This is a genomic window from Paenilisteria riparia FSL S10-1204, from assembly GCF_000525995.1.
GTDB lineage: Bacteria > Bacillota > Bacilli > Lactobacillales > Listeriaceae > Listeria_A > Listeria_A riparia.
In genome coordinates this window covers 1-14,659 of the sequence record NZ_AODL01000005.1, presented here as the reverse complement: position 1 = coordinate 14,659, position 14,659 = coordinate 1, and the positions used below count along the sequence as shown (strand labels likewise).

The following is a 14,659-nucleotide window of genomic DNA, read 5'->3' as shown; positions in this document are numbered from 1 at the left end:
AAAGCCTCCTTACTTCAGTTGTTCTTTCACTAATTGAACTGCTTTTTGCTGTTGCGGGTCCGTGTCTTTTAAGTGCTTTTGAATGGCAGTGATTAGTGCATTGGTTGTGTCACCAGTCATAATACCATCTACTTTAAGCTTGCTAGCTGTTTGAAATTGCTTCACAGCTGCTGTTGTATCAGCATCATACAAGCCATCTACTTTACCGACTTTATAGTTCAGTGCCGCAAGCATCGATTCAATGGTTTTCACATCATCACCAAAGCTATTTTCTTTATATGTTTTTGATGCATCTGGAATCGCCATAGTCGCATAGGCTGGTAATGCTACTGCTACATCCGGTTTGATACCTTTTTCATGAATCCAGTCTCCGTCTGGTGTTAGCCATTTGGCAACCGTTAGTTTAAGTAATGAGCCATCGCTAAGTGGTGCCGCTGTTTGTACCGTTCCTTTACCAAACGATTTCGCACCAACAAGCTTAATGCCGCCAGATTGGCTAGCCGCTGCTGCTAAAATTTCTGATGCACTGGCGCTACCTTCATCAATCAACATCGTCACAGGTACTTTCACTTTATAGCCATTATGTGCGCTACTGTCCGATTTAATGACTTGCTTCGTGCCATCTTTAGCTTCCTCTTGCACAACAACTTTGCCATCAGGTAGGAAAAGACTCGCAATGTCAACCGCTTGATCGAGTAGACCGCCTGGGTTCCCTCGCAAATCAACCACTAGACCTTTCATACCTTTGCTGTCCATGTCTTTCAAGGCTTTTTCAAGCTCGCTATATGTGTTTTCTGAGAAAGTCGTAATTTGAATCGTTGCGATTTTGTCAGCATTTATGGTCGCATAAACTGTTTCAATCGGAATTTCATCTCGAACAAGTTTCACATCAAAAGGTTTATCCGTGCCAGGGCGCGAAATAGTCAATGTTACGCTCGTCCCTTTCTTGCCACGGATTTTCGTTGTTGCTTCCGTTGAAGAAACGCCTTTAATAGACTTCCCATCCACTTCCACAATTTTGTCATTCGGGCGTAAACCTGCAGCCGCTGCTGGAGAATTCTTGATTGGCGAAACAACTGTTATGTAGCCATCTTTCTCCTGTATTTCGACACCAACGCCAGAAAAACTAGAAGAAATTGTATCATCAAACTCTTCTGCTTCTTTTTTCGACATGAAAGAAGAATACGGATCGCCGAGTGAATCGACCATGCCAGTAATCGCACCTTCCATCAATTTATCCGTGTTAACATCCTTAAAATATTTATTCTGAATCTCATCGTATACATTGTAAAGCTTCGTAAACTCTTTCCGTTCTGGAATCGCCACTTTCACTTGCTTGTCCGCACCAAGAGACATAACTAACGCCGTCACTAACGCTGTTACGAACACACAGCCAAAGAGCAACAATACAAACGGGAAAGTTTTCATCCGAATAAAGCCTTTATTAGGAGTTTCTGGTTTCTTCTCCACATCGTTTGGTTCATTCGAATTTGTTGGTCCTTGTTCCATTCTTTTGCTCACCACTTTCTCACTAAAGCACCCTAGTAAATTTATATTTCTAACTTCTTATATATTCTATCAGCTTTTGCCTAGAAAGGACAGCTTTTGTTGCTCCCAAACTAGAAAAACAAGTAAAAGCAAAAGACAATTCTATGTCCTCCCGTTTTTACTTGCTTTACTAATCTATCTATAGCTTAAATGACAACTTCATAGCCTGCTTCATCTACGGCTTCTGCAATATTATCTTTTACTTCTTTGCCCTCATCATAAGTCACTTCTGCTGTGCCCACTTCAAGTGAGATTACAGCTTGCTGCACACCTTCCACAGATTCAATTGCTTCACGCACACGCTTTTCGCAATGCTCGCAACTCATACCTTCTACTTCTAGGACTAATTTCGCCATCATCCGTCACTCCTTATTATTTCTATACTTTTATTATACCCCTCCCACGTAATCATTGCACGGACAACACTTTCTTTTTCTCCGTATCCTGCCATTCCAATAACCCATAAACCGCATTGAACAAATAAATTGCGTACTGCGTTGCAATAATCGGGTTTTTCGTATAAATATTAAGCGAAATAACCAGTACATTCATGATAATCCACAAATACCAGTTAAAACTAAACCTAGCAATCATCAAAAACTGCGCCGTCACACCTAATGCAAAAATAAAATTATTCAACATCAGCTGATATGGATCATTGGCCACACCAAGAATCCCCGTTAAGTACATATTCACAAAAGATGCCACGATAATAAAAATAATCGCAATCCCAAAATGACGTTCGGTTAGTTGTCGTGGTTTTAAAGTCGCTTCCTCGTTTAAATGTTTCTTCCAGGTCACTAAGCCAAAAATATGCGTCACAAAATAATAAATGCTTGGTAGCGCGGCACCAACGTTTCGACCCAACAAGTTACCACTCATCTCACCAAAACCCGCCAGCATCCCAAAAACATTCCCACTGTTCTTGCCTTTCGCCAGTAAAATCACACAAATCAAACCACAGATTGCTCCTATAAATGATAGTAAGTAACGCCATTCAAAGTTAGAAAGTGGATTTGTCGCCAGAAAAGCAATTGTCACAAGTACTACAGAAACGTATGGATACGCCTTATTTCGACCAATTTTCATAATTAGAGTTTTCATTGTTTTGCTCCTTTTTGTCATTTAATAGCTGCTCTACTAAACGAATGCTCTCCAAGTAACGTTCCTCGTAATTCCCAGAAGTAATCGCCACATACGGAATGTTATTCTCATACATTAGTTGCTTTAATAACTCCTGAAAATCTTTACGTTTTTCCTTGGTACCTAGGTGTCGCAAGCCGTCATTCACCCAAGGCGTATTATTTTCGAGCAAAATAACCAAATCAAACGGCTGCGTCTCAATCATCGCCTGCACAAACGGATGCTTTTGTCCCTCATACGTCATACAAAAAGCTTGGGTCGTCACATAATCTGTATCAATAAATGCCACTTTATTCGCATACTTCACTGCAAAATCAATATATTGCGCCTGACCGAGCGAAATTTTATCATAATCGGAAAACTGCAATGCCTTCTCGTTCCCACCAAGGTGAGAAAACACGTAATCCCGCCCGTATTCCCAAGCACTAGTTGTGTTAAAGGTATTTGCAAGTTTATTCACCAATGTTGATTTCCCACTGGACTCCCCACCCAAAATAGCGACTTTACGAACGAAAAACGGCTTTACTTCTGTCGGAATGTAATCCCAATAATGAAACGGCTCCTGTCTAATTTGCGTCGCGCTGATATTCATAAACGACCGTTCCGCATCAATCACAATTGTGTCAACGCCTAACAACTCTTGATAACGAATCGCATCTTTCGGCTCACTGGAATAAATCGCATTAGCTTGAATATGATTATCCGCAAGCAACTTCTTCGCCCGAATAGCCCATTCATCCCAACCATCCGGATACGGCGGAATCCCATCTTCTGATAAATCATGAATTTTAATATTGTCTTGGTATTTAAACGTCTGCAACAACCAGCGCCAACGATCCTCCACAGTCGGCTGCTTCGTCATCGAACTTTTTTGAAAAAGATCGAAATCACGCGACGCATCATGACACAAAATCACATGCAATTCATCCACTTGGCTCGCAGCTCGCTGAATCAAATAAATATGTCCTGTGTGTAGTGGATAAAACTTTCCAAAGACAACACCGATATTTTTTTTCGCGTGGAGGGTATTCTAAATGTAGAACTTCATGTAACGCTTGCAACTTTTGTGCGCTCGGTTCTTTGATTTTATTATTAATTAATTGGCTCAGATAGCCTTTCGTGACGCCAATCCGATCGGCGGCTTGTTGCAGAGTAAGCCCGTTTTCTTTTAAAGCTAGTTTTTAAATATGTATATCGTTGCATCTGAATCACTCCCTTTTTGTATTTGTTTATTATATTAAACAAAAATACATGGAAAGTCAATAGTAAATCGAAAAAGCTAGAAATCATCGCGTGACTTCTAGCCGTTTTCATTATTTTAATTTTACTCGTTTTAACCGTAACGCGTTTGTTACGACAGATACGGAACTTCCGGCCATCGCTAAACCTGCCACCCAAGGAGCGAGTAAGCCTAGCGCTGCAATCGGAATACCCGCACAGTTGTACGCCAGTGCCCAGAAAAAGTTTTGACGAATGTTGCGCATGGTTGCTCGACTTAGTTGAATGGTTTGCGGAACAAGCGTTAATTGGTGCCCCACAAGGGTTACGTCGCCCGTTTCTATCGCGATGTCCGTCCCTGTTCCGATACTAATGCCTGTATCCGCGGTCGCAAGGGCTGGTGCATCATTGATTCCATCGCCGACAAATGCAACAACATGCCCTTGTTTTTGCAAATCAGCCACTAAATCGCTTTTATCATTCGGTAATTGTTCCGCATACACGTCATCAATGCCGAGTTCTGCTGCAATATTTTCCACGACGACCCGTTGATCGCCAGAAGCAATCGCTGTTTTCACACCAAGTTCACGCAACCACGAAATAGCTTCCTTCGCTTCCAAACGAGGCGTATCCAACAAACCAAAGGCTCCTGCAAAAGCGCCATCAATACTCATCGCCACAATCGTTTGTCCCGCTTTCATCCAAGCTTGCATCGCATCGTCTGCTTCTTTTGGAACCGTTACTTTTTTTGCGATAAAGCGATATGAGCCAAGCGATACTTTGCTACCGTCAAGCACGCCCGTCATTCCGTGACCCGCCTTCGCACGAATTCGTTCTGCTTGCGTCGCGTTCATTTTCTGCCCTTCAAAATGTGCCAACACGGCTTTAGCAATCGGGTGTTCTGACTGTTCTTCCATCGTCACGATAAAGCGAGCGAAGTCCTCATGCACGTCCAATACACTCGTTACTTGCAGCTTGCCTTCTGTTAACGTTCCTGTTTTATCAAAAATTACCGTATCGACTTTGGCTGTGCGTTCCAAATGTTCGCCGCCTTTGAAAAGAATGCCACTTTCCGCACCTCTCCCGGTTCCCGCCATGATCGCAGTCGGCGTTGCCAAACCAAGCGCACAAGGACAAGCAATCACAAGTACTGCAATCGCAACCTGCAAGGACTGATCCAGTACCCCACCAGTTACAATCATCCAAATTATAAAAGTGACCGCAGCAATCGCCAACACAATCGGTACAAAAATCCCCGAAATCCGGTCTGCCAATCGTTGAATCGGCGCCTTCACACCTTGCGCTTCCTCCACGAGTTGAATAATCGTCGACAACACCGTCTCGTCCATCCGTTTCGTCACTTTCGCCTCAAATGCTCCATCGAAATTCACCGTCGAGCCAATCACTGCGTCTCCAGCCTTTTTCTCTACAGGCACAGGTTCCCCCGAAATCATCGACTCATCAATACTCGTTTCGCCAGACAAAACCACCGCATCAATCGGCACTTTTGCACCCGGTTTTACTAAAATCACATCGCCAATCGACAACGCATCGACCGGCACTTTCCATTCCTTGCCTTCCCGCAACACAACCGCTTCTTTTGATTGCAGTTTCAACAATCCCGCAATGGACTGCGTTGTTTTAGACGTCGCATAACTCTCAAGCAATTTTCCAAGTAAAATCAAGGTTATTAAAATCGCACTCGTTTCAAAATAGTAATGCGCCTCTATCCCCGGATTCATCAGCTGCCGGACATATTCCGCTAAACTGTAGAAATACGCCGCCGAAGTCCCAAGCGCCACCAACACATCCATGTTCGCACTCTTACCACGAAGCGCCTTATACGCCCCGTCATAAAACCGCCAACCGATATAAAACTGAATCACCGTTGCTAAAATTAGTTGTATCGTCGGGTTGATAAGCGCATCAATCTGCATCGCAAACGCTGTATGATGCAAATAAGGAATATGCGTTACCATCGTCAAAAGGAGTGGCAAAGCTAAAATCGCCGATAAAATAAACCGGTGAACTTCTCGTTTAAACTGCTTTTCAAGTACAGCATCTTTCTCTTCTTTCGACATCTTTTCTGTCGCATCATAGCCTGCATGTTTTACAACACCTATTAGTTCCTCAGGACTTATTTGTTCCGGATCATAATACACCGCAGCGCTTTCCGTCACCAAATTCACGTTCGCCCGTTCCACCCCAGTTGTTTTATTTAAAGACTTCTCCACCCGCGTAGAACAAGCCGCACACGTCATCCCAAACACATTTAAATCTTGCCTTTTGGCTCCCATTTTCAAAAACACCTCCTGCCCTCACGTCTTCGAAAACTGACGTATTACTTTCAATAAATCATCCATGACTTCATCTGACTCGCCATTTTGCGCAGCATCTACCACACAATGTTTCGCGTGATGCTCAAGTACTTGCAAACCGACTTTCTTAAGCGCCGAGTTGGCCGCTGAAATCTGCACTAAAATATCCACACAATAGCGATCTTCCTCCACCATTTGCTGAATCCCTCGAACTTGCCCCTCCACACGTCTTAAGCGGTTCAAAATCTGTTTCGTATCCTCATTAGAGCGCGGTACAATTGGTTGATCATGCGTCATTATCATCCATCCCTTCCTTTATAAAGTTATAATACCTATAGGGGTATTCAAAGTCAACCAAAGCATCTCATAATTTCTCAGCAAACATAAAAAAGCTCCCTACAAAGCCGCGTCCCAGCCTCATAGAGAACTTATTTTTATTTTGCCGTATCATCATCAATTTTCTTTTGCAATGCTTGTACATGTTGGAAAAAGTCTTCCAGCGTCCAATTATTGTTATAAATAATCGTCGCCGCGTCCTTCCCAACATAGCGATAGTGCCAAGATTCGTATTGATATTTCGTCGTTGATTCCCGGCCTTTCATATAGCGCAAAATAAAACCATAATTATGCGCATTCTTCTGTAACCACTTGCCCTCAGGCGTCTCTCCAAAAGCTTCCGTTAGCTCATACCCTTGGTCTTTTGATGAAATGTCCATCGCGAGGCCTGTTTGGTGCTCACTTGTTCCAGGAACGGCAACCGCCTCTTTTGCTTTTGCTTCTCCATTGTTCGCCACTTCCGCACTAAAAACTTCTTGTTGTCGCTTGTACGAACGATACCCCGATACGGCATATAATGTTAAATTATCTTTTTTGGCCGCAGCAAACATCGCTTCTAGCTGCGCGGCGGCTTCCTTACGCATTTGTGCCTTTTCTACTTGGGCATCACCAAACGAAAACGTCACATTTGGTCTAACTAAGTCCGGTGGGGTATATGTTGATTGCAATAAATAATCTTTATTGGCAAGCACCATTATATTTTCTGGATTAGCAATATACTCCGTTCCATTTTTTTCTATCAATTTATTTTGTTGGTCAATATAAGGATAAAGCGGATCATTCTTGTAGTCTGAACTTCCTGACGTTTGCGGTGCATTATCCGCCGTTTGTGTTTGTGCTTCTGGATTAATATCACCTTTTACATAATCTGCTGCCGTATGATACCCCGACAAGCTAAGGGCAATCATGAATGAAATAAAATGCATCATCTCGTTTTGAAACCTTCTTTCGTTAGATTCTTCCCCGGTTGCAAAGCTTCCCTATTTTAAAGTCGACTCTAACGCTACAACAATCATGTCATTAAATGTTGTCTGACGTTCTTCTGCCGTTGTTTCTTCTCCAGTAAAAATGTGATCGCTCACTGTCAAAATAGCCAATGCTTTGCGACCAAATTTCTGTGCAATTGTATAAAGTGCCGCGGCTTCCATTTCAATGCCTAGTACCCCGTGGTCCGCCAATTGTTGTTTATCTAGTTGCTCATTGTAGAAACGATCAGATGAAAAAACATTTCCAACACGCATCGCTAAGCCTTTTTCAACACCAGCGTCATACGCGTTTTTCAATAAATCAAAATCCGCTACCGGCGCAAAATCAACACCAGCAAACGTATTGCGATTAATTTGTGAATCCGTTGAAGCCGCTTGGGCAATAACAACGTCGCGAACTTTCACATCTTTTTGAATCGCTCCCATCGTACCCACACGAATTAAATTTTTCACATCATAGCTTTGGATTAATTCATTGACATAAATCGAGATTGACGGAACCCCCATACCTGTTCCCATCACCGATACTCGCTTCCCTTTATAGTTCCCTGTGTATCCAAACATGTTACGCACTTTATTAAAACAAATCACATCTTCTAAAAAAGTCTCCGCAATATATTTCGCACGCAACGGATCTCCCGGTAAAAGAATCGTTTCTGCAATCTCGCCTTGTTTTGCCTCAATATGAATACTCATCTATTAACGCCTCCCATTTTTTTCTTCATCCAACAAATAATTGTTCCATAAATCATCAAACAACGTCATGCTTGGAATATACGACGCGTTTAGTTCCAGATACTCACATAGCTCGTAATAGTCCATCGACTGCTTCGGAAAACTATGGTCCTTAAACGCATCATTGGCAAATTTCGTTGCCGCATCACGCTTAATCGTATCACGATACGTCATTAAATAATGATAAAATGATCTTCCCAAGCTGTCCAACCCTCTCTTCTATCAATTCTCCACATATCGCAAAATTTGTTCACAAATCCGATGCGTCTCAAGCGCGGAACTTTTAGAAACAGGCTCTGCTTTCCCATCACGCACGGCATCTAAAAAGGCCGTAATAATCGATTCAAAGCCACGTTTGTAAAGCGTTGTTTCCCAATCACCAAACCGAAAAATTTCATGTCCCGTTCCTTCATAACGATGTAGTTCCGTCACATGCTCCACTTCCCATTTCGCATCCGATGTGAAAACAGTCAGACGTTCCTCACTCGTACCACTGTCCCGATTCATCATCGCAGTCGCCGTTTTTCCATTAGCCACAAACTGCACCGTAATCGCAGAAAGTAGCGAACCGTCCATCGTCGGAAACACCGTCATACGCTCCACTGGCGCATCCAATAAATGCAACACCGTGTCCACCACATGAATGAAATCATCAAAAATAAATGTCCGTGGCTCGCTAGCTTGTGCCTTCCGATGTTTTTGCATCAAGATCATATTGATATCATTACGTCCCGCCAGAGCCGCATAACGCGGTGCGAAACGCCGGTTAAAGCCGACCATGAGCAATGTTTTTTTAGCTTCTGCTAGTTCTATAAGCTCTTTCGTTACTTCATAATTGTCCGCCACCGGTTTATCCACGTACACAGGAATTTCTGCTTCCAGAAAAGCCCGTACAATCTCTGGATGACTAGCCGTTGACGTATGTATAAACGCCGCGTCCACATCAGAACGAATCACCGACTCCACAGAGCTATGCGTATTATGAAAACGATATTTCTCACTCAGCGACTTCAGCTTCTGTGCATCCCGCGTATACAAATGCACCTCAATATTATCTAAATGCGCAAACACCGGCAAATAAGCCTTCTGCGCAATGCCACCTAAACCAAGTACAGCGATTTTTAGCATTTCCATCCTCCTCATATTAAAACCCTTACTAAGTACTTATTTTATCATAACTCAGTAAGGGCCATCAATCATCGACTAATTAAACAGAGGCAAGTACTCCCCATAACCCGCTTCTTCTAGTGTATCTTTCGGAATAAAACGAAGCGCCGCCGAGTTAATACAATATCGCATTCCCCCAGCCTCACGAGGACCATCTGGGAATATATGTCCCAAATGTGAATCAGCATCTACAGATCGCACCTCTGTACGAATCATACCATGCGATAAATCACGCTTTTCTGCTACTTCCTGCGCATCAATTGGCTTCGTAAAACTTGGCCAACCGCACCCCGCATCATACTGATCATTCGAGGAAAATAACGGCTTACCAGAAACAATATCCACATAAATTCCTTGCTGATTATTATCCCAAAACTCATTATTAAAAGGACGCTCCGTTCCTTTTTCTTGCGTGACTTTATATTGCAACTCATCCAATTCTTTTAGACGTTTTTCCTTCTCTTCTTGATTCATGTGTGCTCATCCTTTCCAGTTATTATTGATAAACGAATCTCTCCCTGAATGACTACGATAGTTTTTATAATGGTTCGGATCTTTTTTTATAGAAATCTTGATGATACTCTTCCGCCTTGTAAAATGGACCGGCCTTCTCAATCTGCGTCACAATTGGATTTTTAAACCGACCACTTGCTTCTAAGTCTGCCTTAGATTTCTCCGCAATCATACGTTGCTCTTCCGATGTATAAAAAATCACTGGGCGGTATGAAGAACCGCGGTCAACAAATTGTCCACCTGCATCAGTTGGATCTGTCTGTTGCCAATATACATCTACCAGCTTGTCATAAGGAAATACTTCTGGATCAAATGTAATTTCAACCGCTTCGGTATGTCCCGTCTTTTCACTACAAACCTCTTCATAAGTTGGATTCTCCGTATGACCACCCGTATAACCTGCCACCACACTCTCAATTCCTGGCTGCGTATCGAACGGCTTAATCATACACCAAAAACATCCACCTGCAAAAATCGCTTTTTCACGCATTATTTATCCCTCCACTTCCTTATTCTGTAGGTACTAATAGTGTAAACGAAATATCGTCTTTCTTCAAATCAAGTGCATCAACACGGACTTTCATACCGCCTTTAAGTTTGAGTTTATTCACATCCAAATAAATCTTCGCGTTTCTCGGTGAGATTGTTACCCAATCCGGCAATTCAAACTGACTTTTCACGTACCTCATCACATATGAGACTGGTAGTGGTAGTGCGCCTACTTTCAAATCCACTTGCTGCAGTACAACCACACCATCTTTACGTAATGTCGGCGAGAAATTAATACTCAAATCAACTGGTTGGCCTAAGAACTTCGCCTCGGCCTTGAATACCACATCATCTGCCAAATACACATCATATGTTACATCTGCATCTTGGTCTTCTTGAAAGTCCTGCAAATAATGTGCAATCAACTTATTCAAATCCGCCTTATTCGTAGACGTTGAAAATTCCACCATATCCTTCGTACTTACCAACCGTCCAGCATCTTCCGGCACATTGGGTGAAAACCAGAAAATCGACATATATATCCACCCAAAGCAAAGTACTAGTATACCGATAAACGTTAGAAACGCCCATTTCCAATAATTTGTTTGCTTATCTTTTGACCTCAAAAGCCGTCACCTTCTTCATTTTATATTTCCATCTTCCATCGATTTAACTATTTTTTGGTATAATGCATTCGCCATTTTTTCATATCCCGAATGGTTAGGATGAAAAAAATCATCAGCAAGATTTGGATTCGCCTTCCCAACCTTCGTTGCACTACGTTCTTCTAGTTGCTCATTAATTGATATAAAATAGGCTTTTTTCTCCGCTTTTAGTGTCTTCTTTGTTGCTGCATTCCAATTCGAGATAATATCATCAAACACTTTCATCTCACTGAAATACGTCGTATACGGATTATAAATACCAAATAAATAAATTGGCGCATCTGCGTTTAAACGACGAATCTCATCCAGCAACTCTTTCAAGTTAGTATCAAATGCTTGACTCGCCTTCGTAAAATCTTTCTTTTGCGCATCTAGTAGTTTCTGCCGTACGACTTTCATAACGTCATTGCCACCGATAGAAATTGAAATTGCGTTGGCTTGCTTCACACTTTTCTGAAAATCTTTCTGTGTTTCCAGCCGCTTCATCAACTGGTCAATCCGATTGCCGCCAACGCCATAATTTTCCGTCATTACTTTGTTGACATCTTCACGCTTTTTTAGGTCGTTTTTGACGATGCCGACATAACCGCCGTCTTTTTTCTCATCACCAGAACCTTCTGTTAACGAATCGCCCATCGCCACTAAATGGATGTTTACGCGAGCCGCCTCTTGTTGCTGTTTTTGGATAACATAAAAGCCAAGAATGGCCGCAGAGATAATGATTATAATCCCTGCGAGCCAAAGTATTTTCTTATTCACATTTGTTCACCTAACCTACTCTGTATAATAAATCATTGCAAAAGCGCCATTTCCGGCATGTGTTGAAATAACCGAATCTGCATTTAGTAATTTCACTTCTGGTAAATGAAAAATTTCTTTGGCTTGCGCTCTAATTTCTTCTGCCATTTGCAAACCGTTGGCGTGTACGACATTGAACTCCTTCACTTTCTTCGTTTCGGCTTTCAATACATCGATTAGATAGTTCATCGTTTGTTTCTTGCTACGAATCTTTGCTTCTTCGACAAGCCCGCCGTCTTGTAGTTTGGCAATCAGTTTAATATTTAATAAACTCCCGATGATGCCTTGCATACGACCGACACGCCCGCCTTTAATGAGGTTTTCTAACGTCACGACACAGATATATAATTTTGTTTTGGCACGAATCGATGCGATTTTTGTTAAGATATCTGAAATTTTGTGACTTCCTTGTTCGGCCATTTTTGCGGCTTCAATGACTTGGAATGCCAAAGCGCGGGCGATATAATCCGAATCCACAACGGTTACTTGGCCATCTACCATGTCCGCTGCTTGTTGCGCAGTCAATACAGTACCGCTTAATTTCTCTGTTAAATGAATCGAGAGAACTTCGCTGCCATCTGCTGTTAGTTCCTCGTAAAGGTTTACAATTGTGCCAATAGCTGGTTGTGAGGATTTGGGAAGTTGCTTCGAGGCTGCCATTTTTGACATAAATACTTCTGGTTCAATCGCTGTTGCATCGTATGTTTCACCGTCGATTTCAACGGTTAACGGTAGAATATGAATGTTATATTGCGCCACTTCTTCCGGCGTTAATCCAGCTGTTGAATCTGTTACAATCTTTATCTTTGTCATTAATTCCACATCCAATTCTAGTGTCTTTCCTCTCATTATAACAAGAAAAGCCTAAATGTACTATTCTAATTGCGAAATATCAGGCAGAAGTCGTACTGTTTTCGCATATTCTTTACGTTATCTTAAACTTTATCTACCTCAAAACACTTTCTATTTCAGAAAAATAAGCGTATGATAAGAGAGGTATAGAAAAATTAATTTTTCAGAAAAGTTTGGTGATAAATATGCACGAAGCGTATAATTGGAAAGAAGAAGTAGCCAATGCCGTTACACACGGTATCGGGTTCTTACTCAGCATTCCAGCGCTCATTATGTTGATTATTTTTGCGGTACAACGAGATAACCCGGTGTATTTGATCAGTTTTTTGATTTATGGTATTTCGCTCGTATTGCTTTATTTCTGCTCGACGATGCTGCACAGTTTTAAGCCTGGAAAAGCAAAACAATTGTTTAATATCTTGGACCATGTGGCGATTTATGTGTTGATTGCAGGCTCTTATACGCCGCTTGTGTTGATTACACTGCAAGGTTCGCTCGGCTGGACATTGTTTGGTGTGATTTGGGGATTAGCTGCGGCAGGAATTGTGTATAAATGTTTCTTGCTTGGTAAGTGGAAAATCGTGTCGACATTGTTCTATCTATTGATGGGTTGGCTCGTCATGATTGCGATTAAACCACTTTATCAAACGCTTGACCCTGTTGGCTTTTGGATGTTGGTGACTGGCGGAATTATGTTTACCGTTGGCGCTGTGTTTTATAGCATTCCAAAAGTACCTTACATGCATGCAATCTGGCATTTGTTCGTGATTGCAGGAACTGGGTTTATGTATTTTTGTATTTTGTTTTATGTATGAGAAAATAGGAATTTCCGCTTCGTCAAGATTCGGAAATTCCTATTTTTTATTTGGAAGTAATCCAGCCGAAGATGAGGAAAAAAATGCATACTAACAATAAAACGATGGCTGGAGCTAGTACGACAAACCAAGCGATACCAAACAAAAGGAGCAGTAAGGCAAGGAAAAAGCCCAGATGCATCCACGCTAAGCGCTCTTCTGGGACGCGGTATAAATGAAATGTTGCTGAAAAAGCGAGAACATAGACCAAAATCGAGCCAAATAAGAATAAAATAACGAAATGATACGAGATATTTGGAAAAACAAGCATTTTTATAGCTGCTGCTGTGGTTGATAAGGATAAAAACAAGAATAAGTGGCCATAAATAATTAATTGCCCCGCCGTTTTCATTTCTTTGTCCAGCTTTTTCTCTAGGTTATCGAAGTATTGCCACCAGATGAGTAGTACAAGGATGATGGCCGAGGCTGCGTAACATATCAAAGACAGATTCACCACTTCTTCGGATAGTAATGAGATGACCGCGACAATAGATTCCCCGAGTAGTATAATCGTGAATAAGCCAAAACGTTCTAGCAGATGTTCGGTATGAATCGGGACTTGACGCAATTTTTTTCTGCCGATAATGGGCACTACGATGTCTAGTGCGATACCGAGGTAAAGGATGACGTATCGCCATTCAGAATCTAAAAATAATGAGACAGAAGAAACCAAAATGCCAATCCAAAAATATTTACCAAGAAACAGCGCTGCACCTCGCCGCTCAGCCTGTTCTTTTTTTGCAGCAAAAAGGTATTGTAGCGCGGTTATCATTCGCAAACCGATGTAGCCGATGAAAAATGTGATATAGGTTGCATCAAAATCAAGATTGAAGCTCGATATCATCAGCAAGACAAACATTATTTCCAAAGCAATCAGCAAACGCTGTGGTAGCAAGTCATTGCCGTAACGATTAATGAACAATGTCTGCCCTGTCCACGCCCCACCATAACGGCACAAACATCAAGACAAACTTCCAAAAAAATGCTCCATTCGAGTACGTGTTCGATATGTAACAGCACATGTGTCACCGAAGCAA

16 protein-coding genes and 2 pseudogenes are annotated in these 14,659 nt (G+C 41.9%); 1 reads left to right on the top strand and 17 read right to left on the bottom strand.

What is annotated here, in order from left to right; genetic code table 11:
* Positions 1-9: 9 nt before the first annotated feature.
* The 16 genes and pseudogenes from PRIP_RS03395 to PRIP_RS03325 form a co-directional block, all read right to left on the bottom strand.
* Positions 10-1,509 (bottom strand): lmo1851 family serine protease, encoded by a 1,500-nt coding sequence (locus PRIP_RS03395; RefSeq protein ID WP_036099502.1) that lies wholly within the window; start codon positions 1,507-1,509, stop codon positions 10-12.
* Between the two features lie 185 nt (positions 1,510-1,694).
* Positions 1,695-1,907 carry a heavy-metal-associated domain-containing protein gene (locus PRIP_RS03390; RefSeq protein ID WP_241434074.1) on the bottom strand — a complete coding sequence of 71 codons (213 nt, stop codon included), beginning with the start codon at positions 1,905-1,907 and terminating at the stop codon, positions 1,695-1,697.
* Between the two features lie 49 nt (positions 1,908-1,956).
* Entirely contained in the window at positions 1,957-2,652 is a 696-nt protein-coding gene (pnuC, locus tag PRIP_RS03385) for a nicotinamide riboside transporter PnuC (protein ID WP_052008702.1), read from the bottom strand.
* Positions 2,618-3,697: a multifunctional transcriptional regulator/nicotinamide-nucleotide adenylyltransferase/ribosylnicotinamide kinase NadR gene (gene nadR, locus PRIP_RS03380; protein ID WP_206538182.1), complete on the bottom strand. Its 1,080-nt coding sequence runs from the start codon at positions 3,695-3,697 to the stop codon at positions 2,618-2,620. The genes pnuC and nadR overlap by 35 nt, the downstream gene beginning before the upstream one ends.
* A pseudogene (locus tag PRIP_RS18175) lies at positions 3,615-3,857 on the bottom strand (helix-turn-helix domain-containing protein); the annotation flags it as partial. The pseudogene PRIP_RS18175 and the gene nadR, both read right to left, overlap by 83 nt.
* 147 nt (positions 3,858-4,004) lie before the next feature.
* Positions 4,005-6,206, bottom strand: coding sequence for a heavy metal translocating P-type ATPase (locus PRIP_RS03375; protein WP_036099499.1), 2,202 nt, complete (start codon positions 6,204-6,206; stop codon positions 4,005-4,007).
* Positions 6,207-6,227: 21 nt separating this feature from the next.
* Positions 6,228-6,524, bottom strand: coding sequence for a metal-sensing transcriptional repressor (locus tag PRIP_RS03370; protein ID WP_036086174.1), 297 nt, complete (start codon positions 6,522-6,524; stop codon positions 6,228-6,230).
* Between the two features lie 137 nt (positions 6,525-6,661).
* A complete protein-coding gene (locus tag PRIP_RS03365) occupies positions 6,662-7,492 on the bottom strand; it encodes a M15 family metallopeptidase (RefSeq protein WP_036099498.1) in 831 nt (276 codons plus the stop codon).
* Between the two features lie 51 nt (positions 7,493-7,543).
* Positions 7,544-8,245 (bottom strand): purine-nucleoside phosphorylase, encoded by a 702-nt coding sequence (gene deoD, locus PRIP_RS03360; protein ID WP_036099497.1) that lies wholly within the window; start codon positions 8,243-8,245, stop codon positions 7,544-7,546.
* 3 nt (positions 8,246-8,248) lie between these two features.
* Positions 8,249-8,485, bottom strand: a complete 237-nt coding sequence (locus PRIP_RS03355) for a YozE family protein (RefSeq protein ID WP_036085762.1) — start codon at positions 8,483-8,485, stop codon at positions 8,249-8,251.
* 21 nt (positions 8,486-8,506) lie between these two features.
* Positions 8,507-9,412 carry a Gfo/Idh/MocA family protein gene (locus PRIP_RS03350; RefSeq protein ID WP_036099496.1) on the bottom strand — a complete coding sequence of 302 codons (906 nt, stop codon included), beginning with the start codon at positions 9,410-9,412 and terminating at the stop codon, positions 8,507-8,509.
* Between the two features lie 75 nt (positions 9,413-9,487).
* A complete protein-coding gene (gene msrB / locus PRIP_RS03345; protein ID WP_036099494.1) occupies positions 9,488-9,925 on the bottom strand; it encodes a peptide-methionine (R)-S-oxide reductase MsrB in 438 nt (145 codons plus the stop codon).
* Positions 9,926-9,931: 6 nt separating this feature from the next.
* Positions 9,932-10,454: pseudogene (gene msrA, locus PRIP_RS03340) on the bottom strand (peptide-methionine (S)-S-oxide reductase MsrA).
* Positions 10,455-10,473: 19 nt separating this feature from the next.
* Positions 10,474-11,079 (bottom strand): YpmS family protein, encoded by a 606-nt coding sequence (locus PRIP_RS03335; protein ID WP_036099493.1) that lies wholly within the window; start codon positions 11,077-11,079, stop codon positions 10,474-10,476.
* Between the two features lie 15 nt (positions 11,080-11,094).
* Positions 11,095-11,877: an SGNH/GDSL hydrolase family protein gene (locus PRIP_RS03330; protein ID WP_036099492.1), complete on the bottom strand. Its 783-nt coding sequence runs from the start codon at positions 11,875-11,877 to the stop codon at positions 11,095-11,097.
* Between the two features lie 15 nt (positions 11,878-11,892).
* The gene (locus tag PRIP_RS03325) at positions 11,893-12,729 is read right to left on the bottom strand and encodes a DegV family protein (protein WP_036099491.1); all 837 of its coding nucleotides are present in this window, start codon (positions 12,727-12,729) and stop codon (positions 11,893-11,895) included.
* Between the two features lie 224 nt (positions 12,730-12,953).
* Here PRIP_RS03325 and trhA point away from each other — a divergent pair, with 224 nt between their 5' ends.
* Positions 12,954-13,583 (top strand): PAQR family membrane homeostasis protein TrhA, encoded by a 630-nt coding sequence (trhA, locus tag PRIP_RS03320; RefSeq protein ID WP_036099490.1) that lies wholly within the window; start codon positions 12,954-12,956, stop codon positions 13,581-13,583.
* Positions 13,584-13,629: 46 nt separating this feature from the next.
* Here trhA and PRIP_RS03315 read toward each other — a convergent pair whose 3' ends face one another.
* Positions 13,630-14,580, bottom strand: a complete 951-nt coding sequence (locus PRIP_RS03315; protein ID WP_052008701.1) for a low temperature requirement protein A — start codon at positions 14,578-14,580, stop codon at positions 13,630-13,632.
* Between the last annotated feature and the right edge of the window lie 79 nt (positions 14,581-14,659).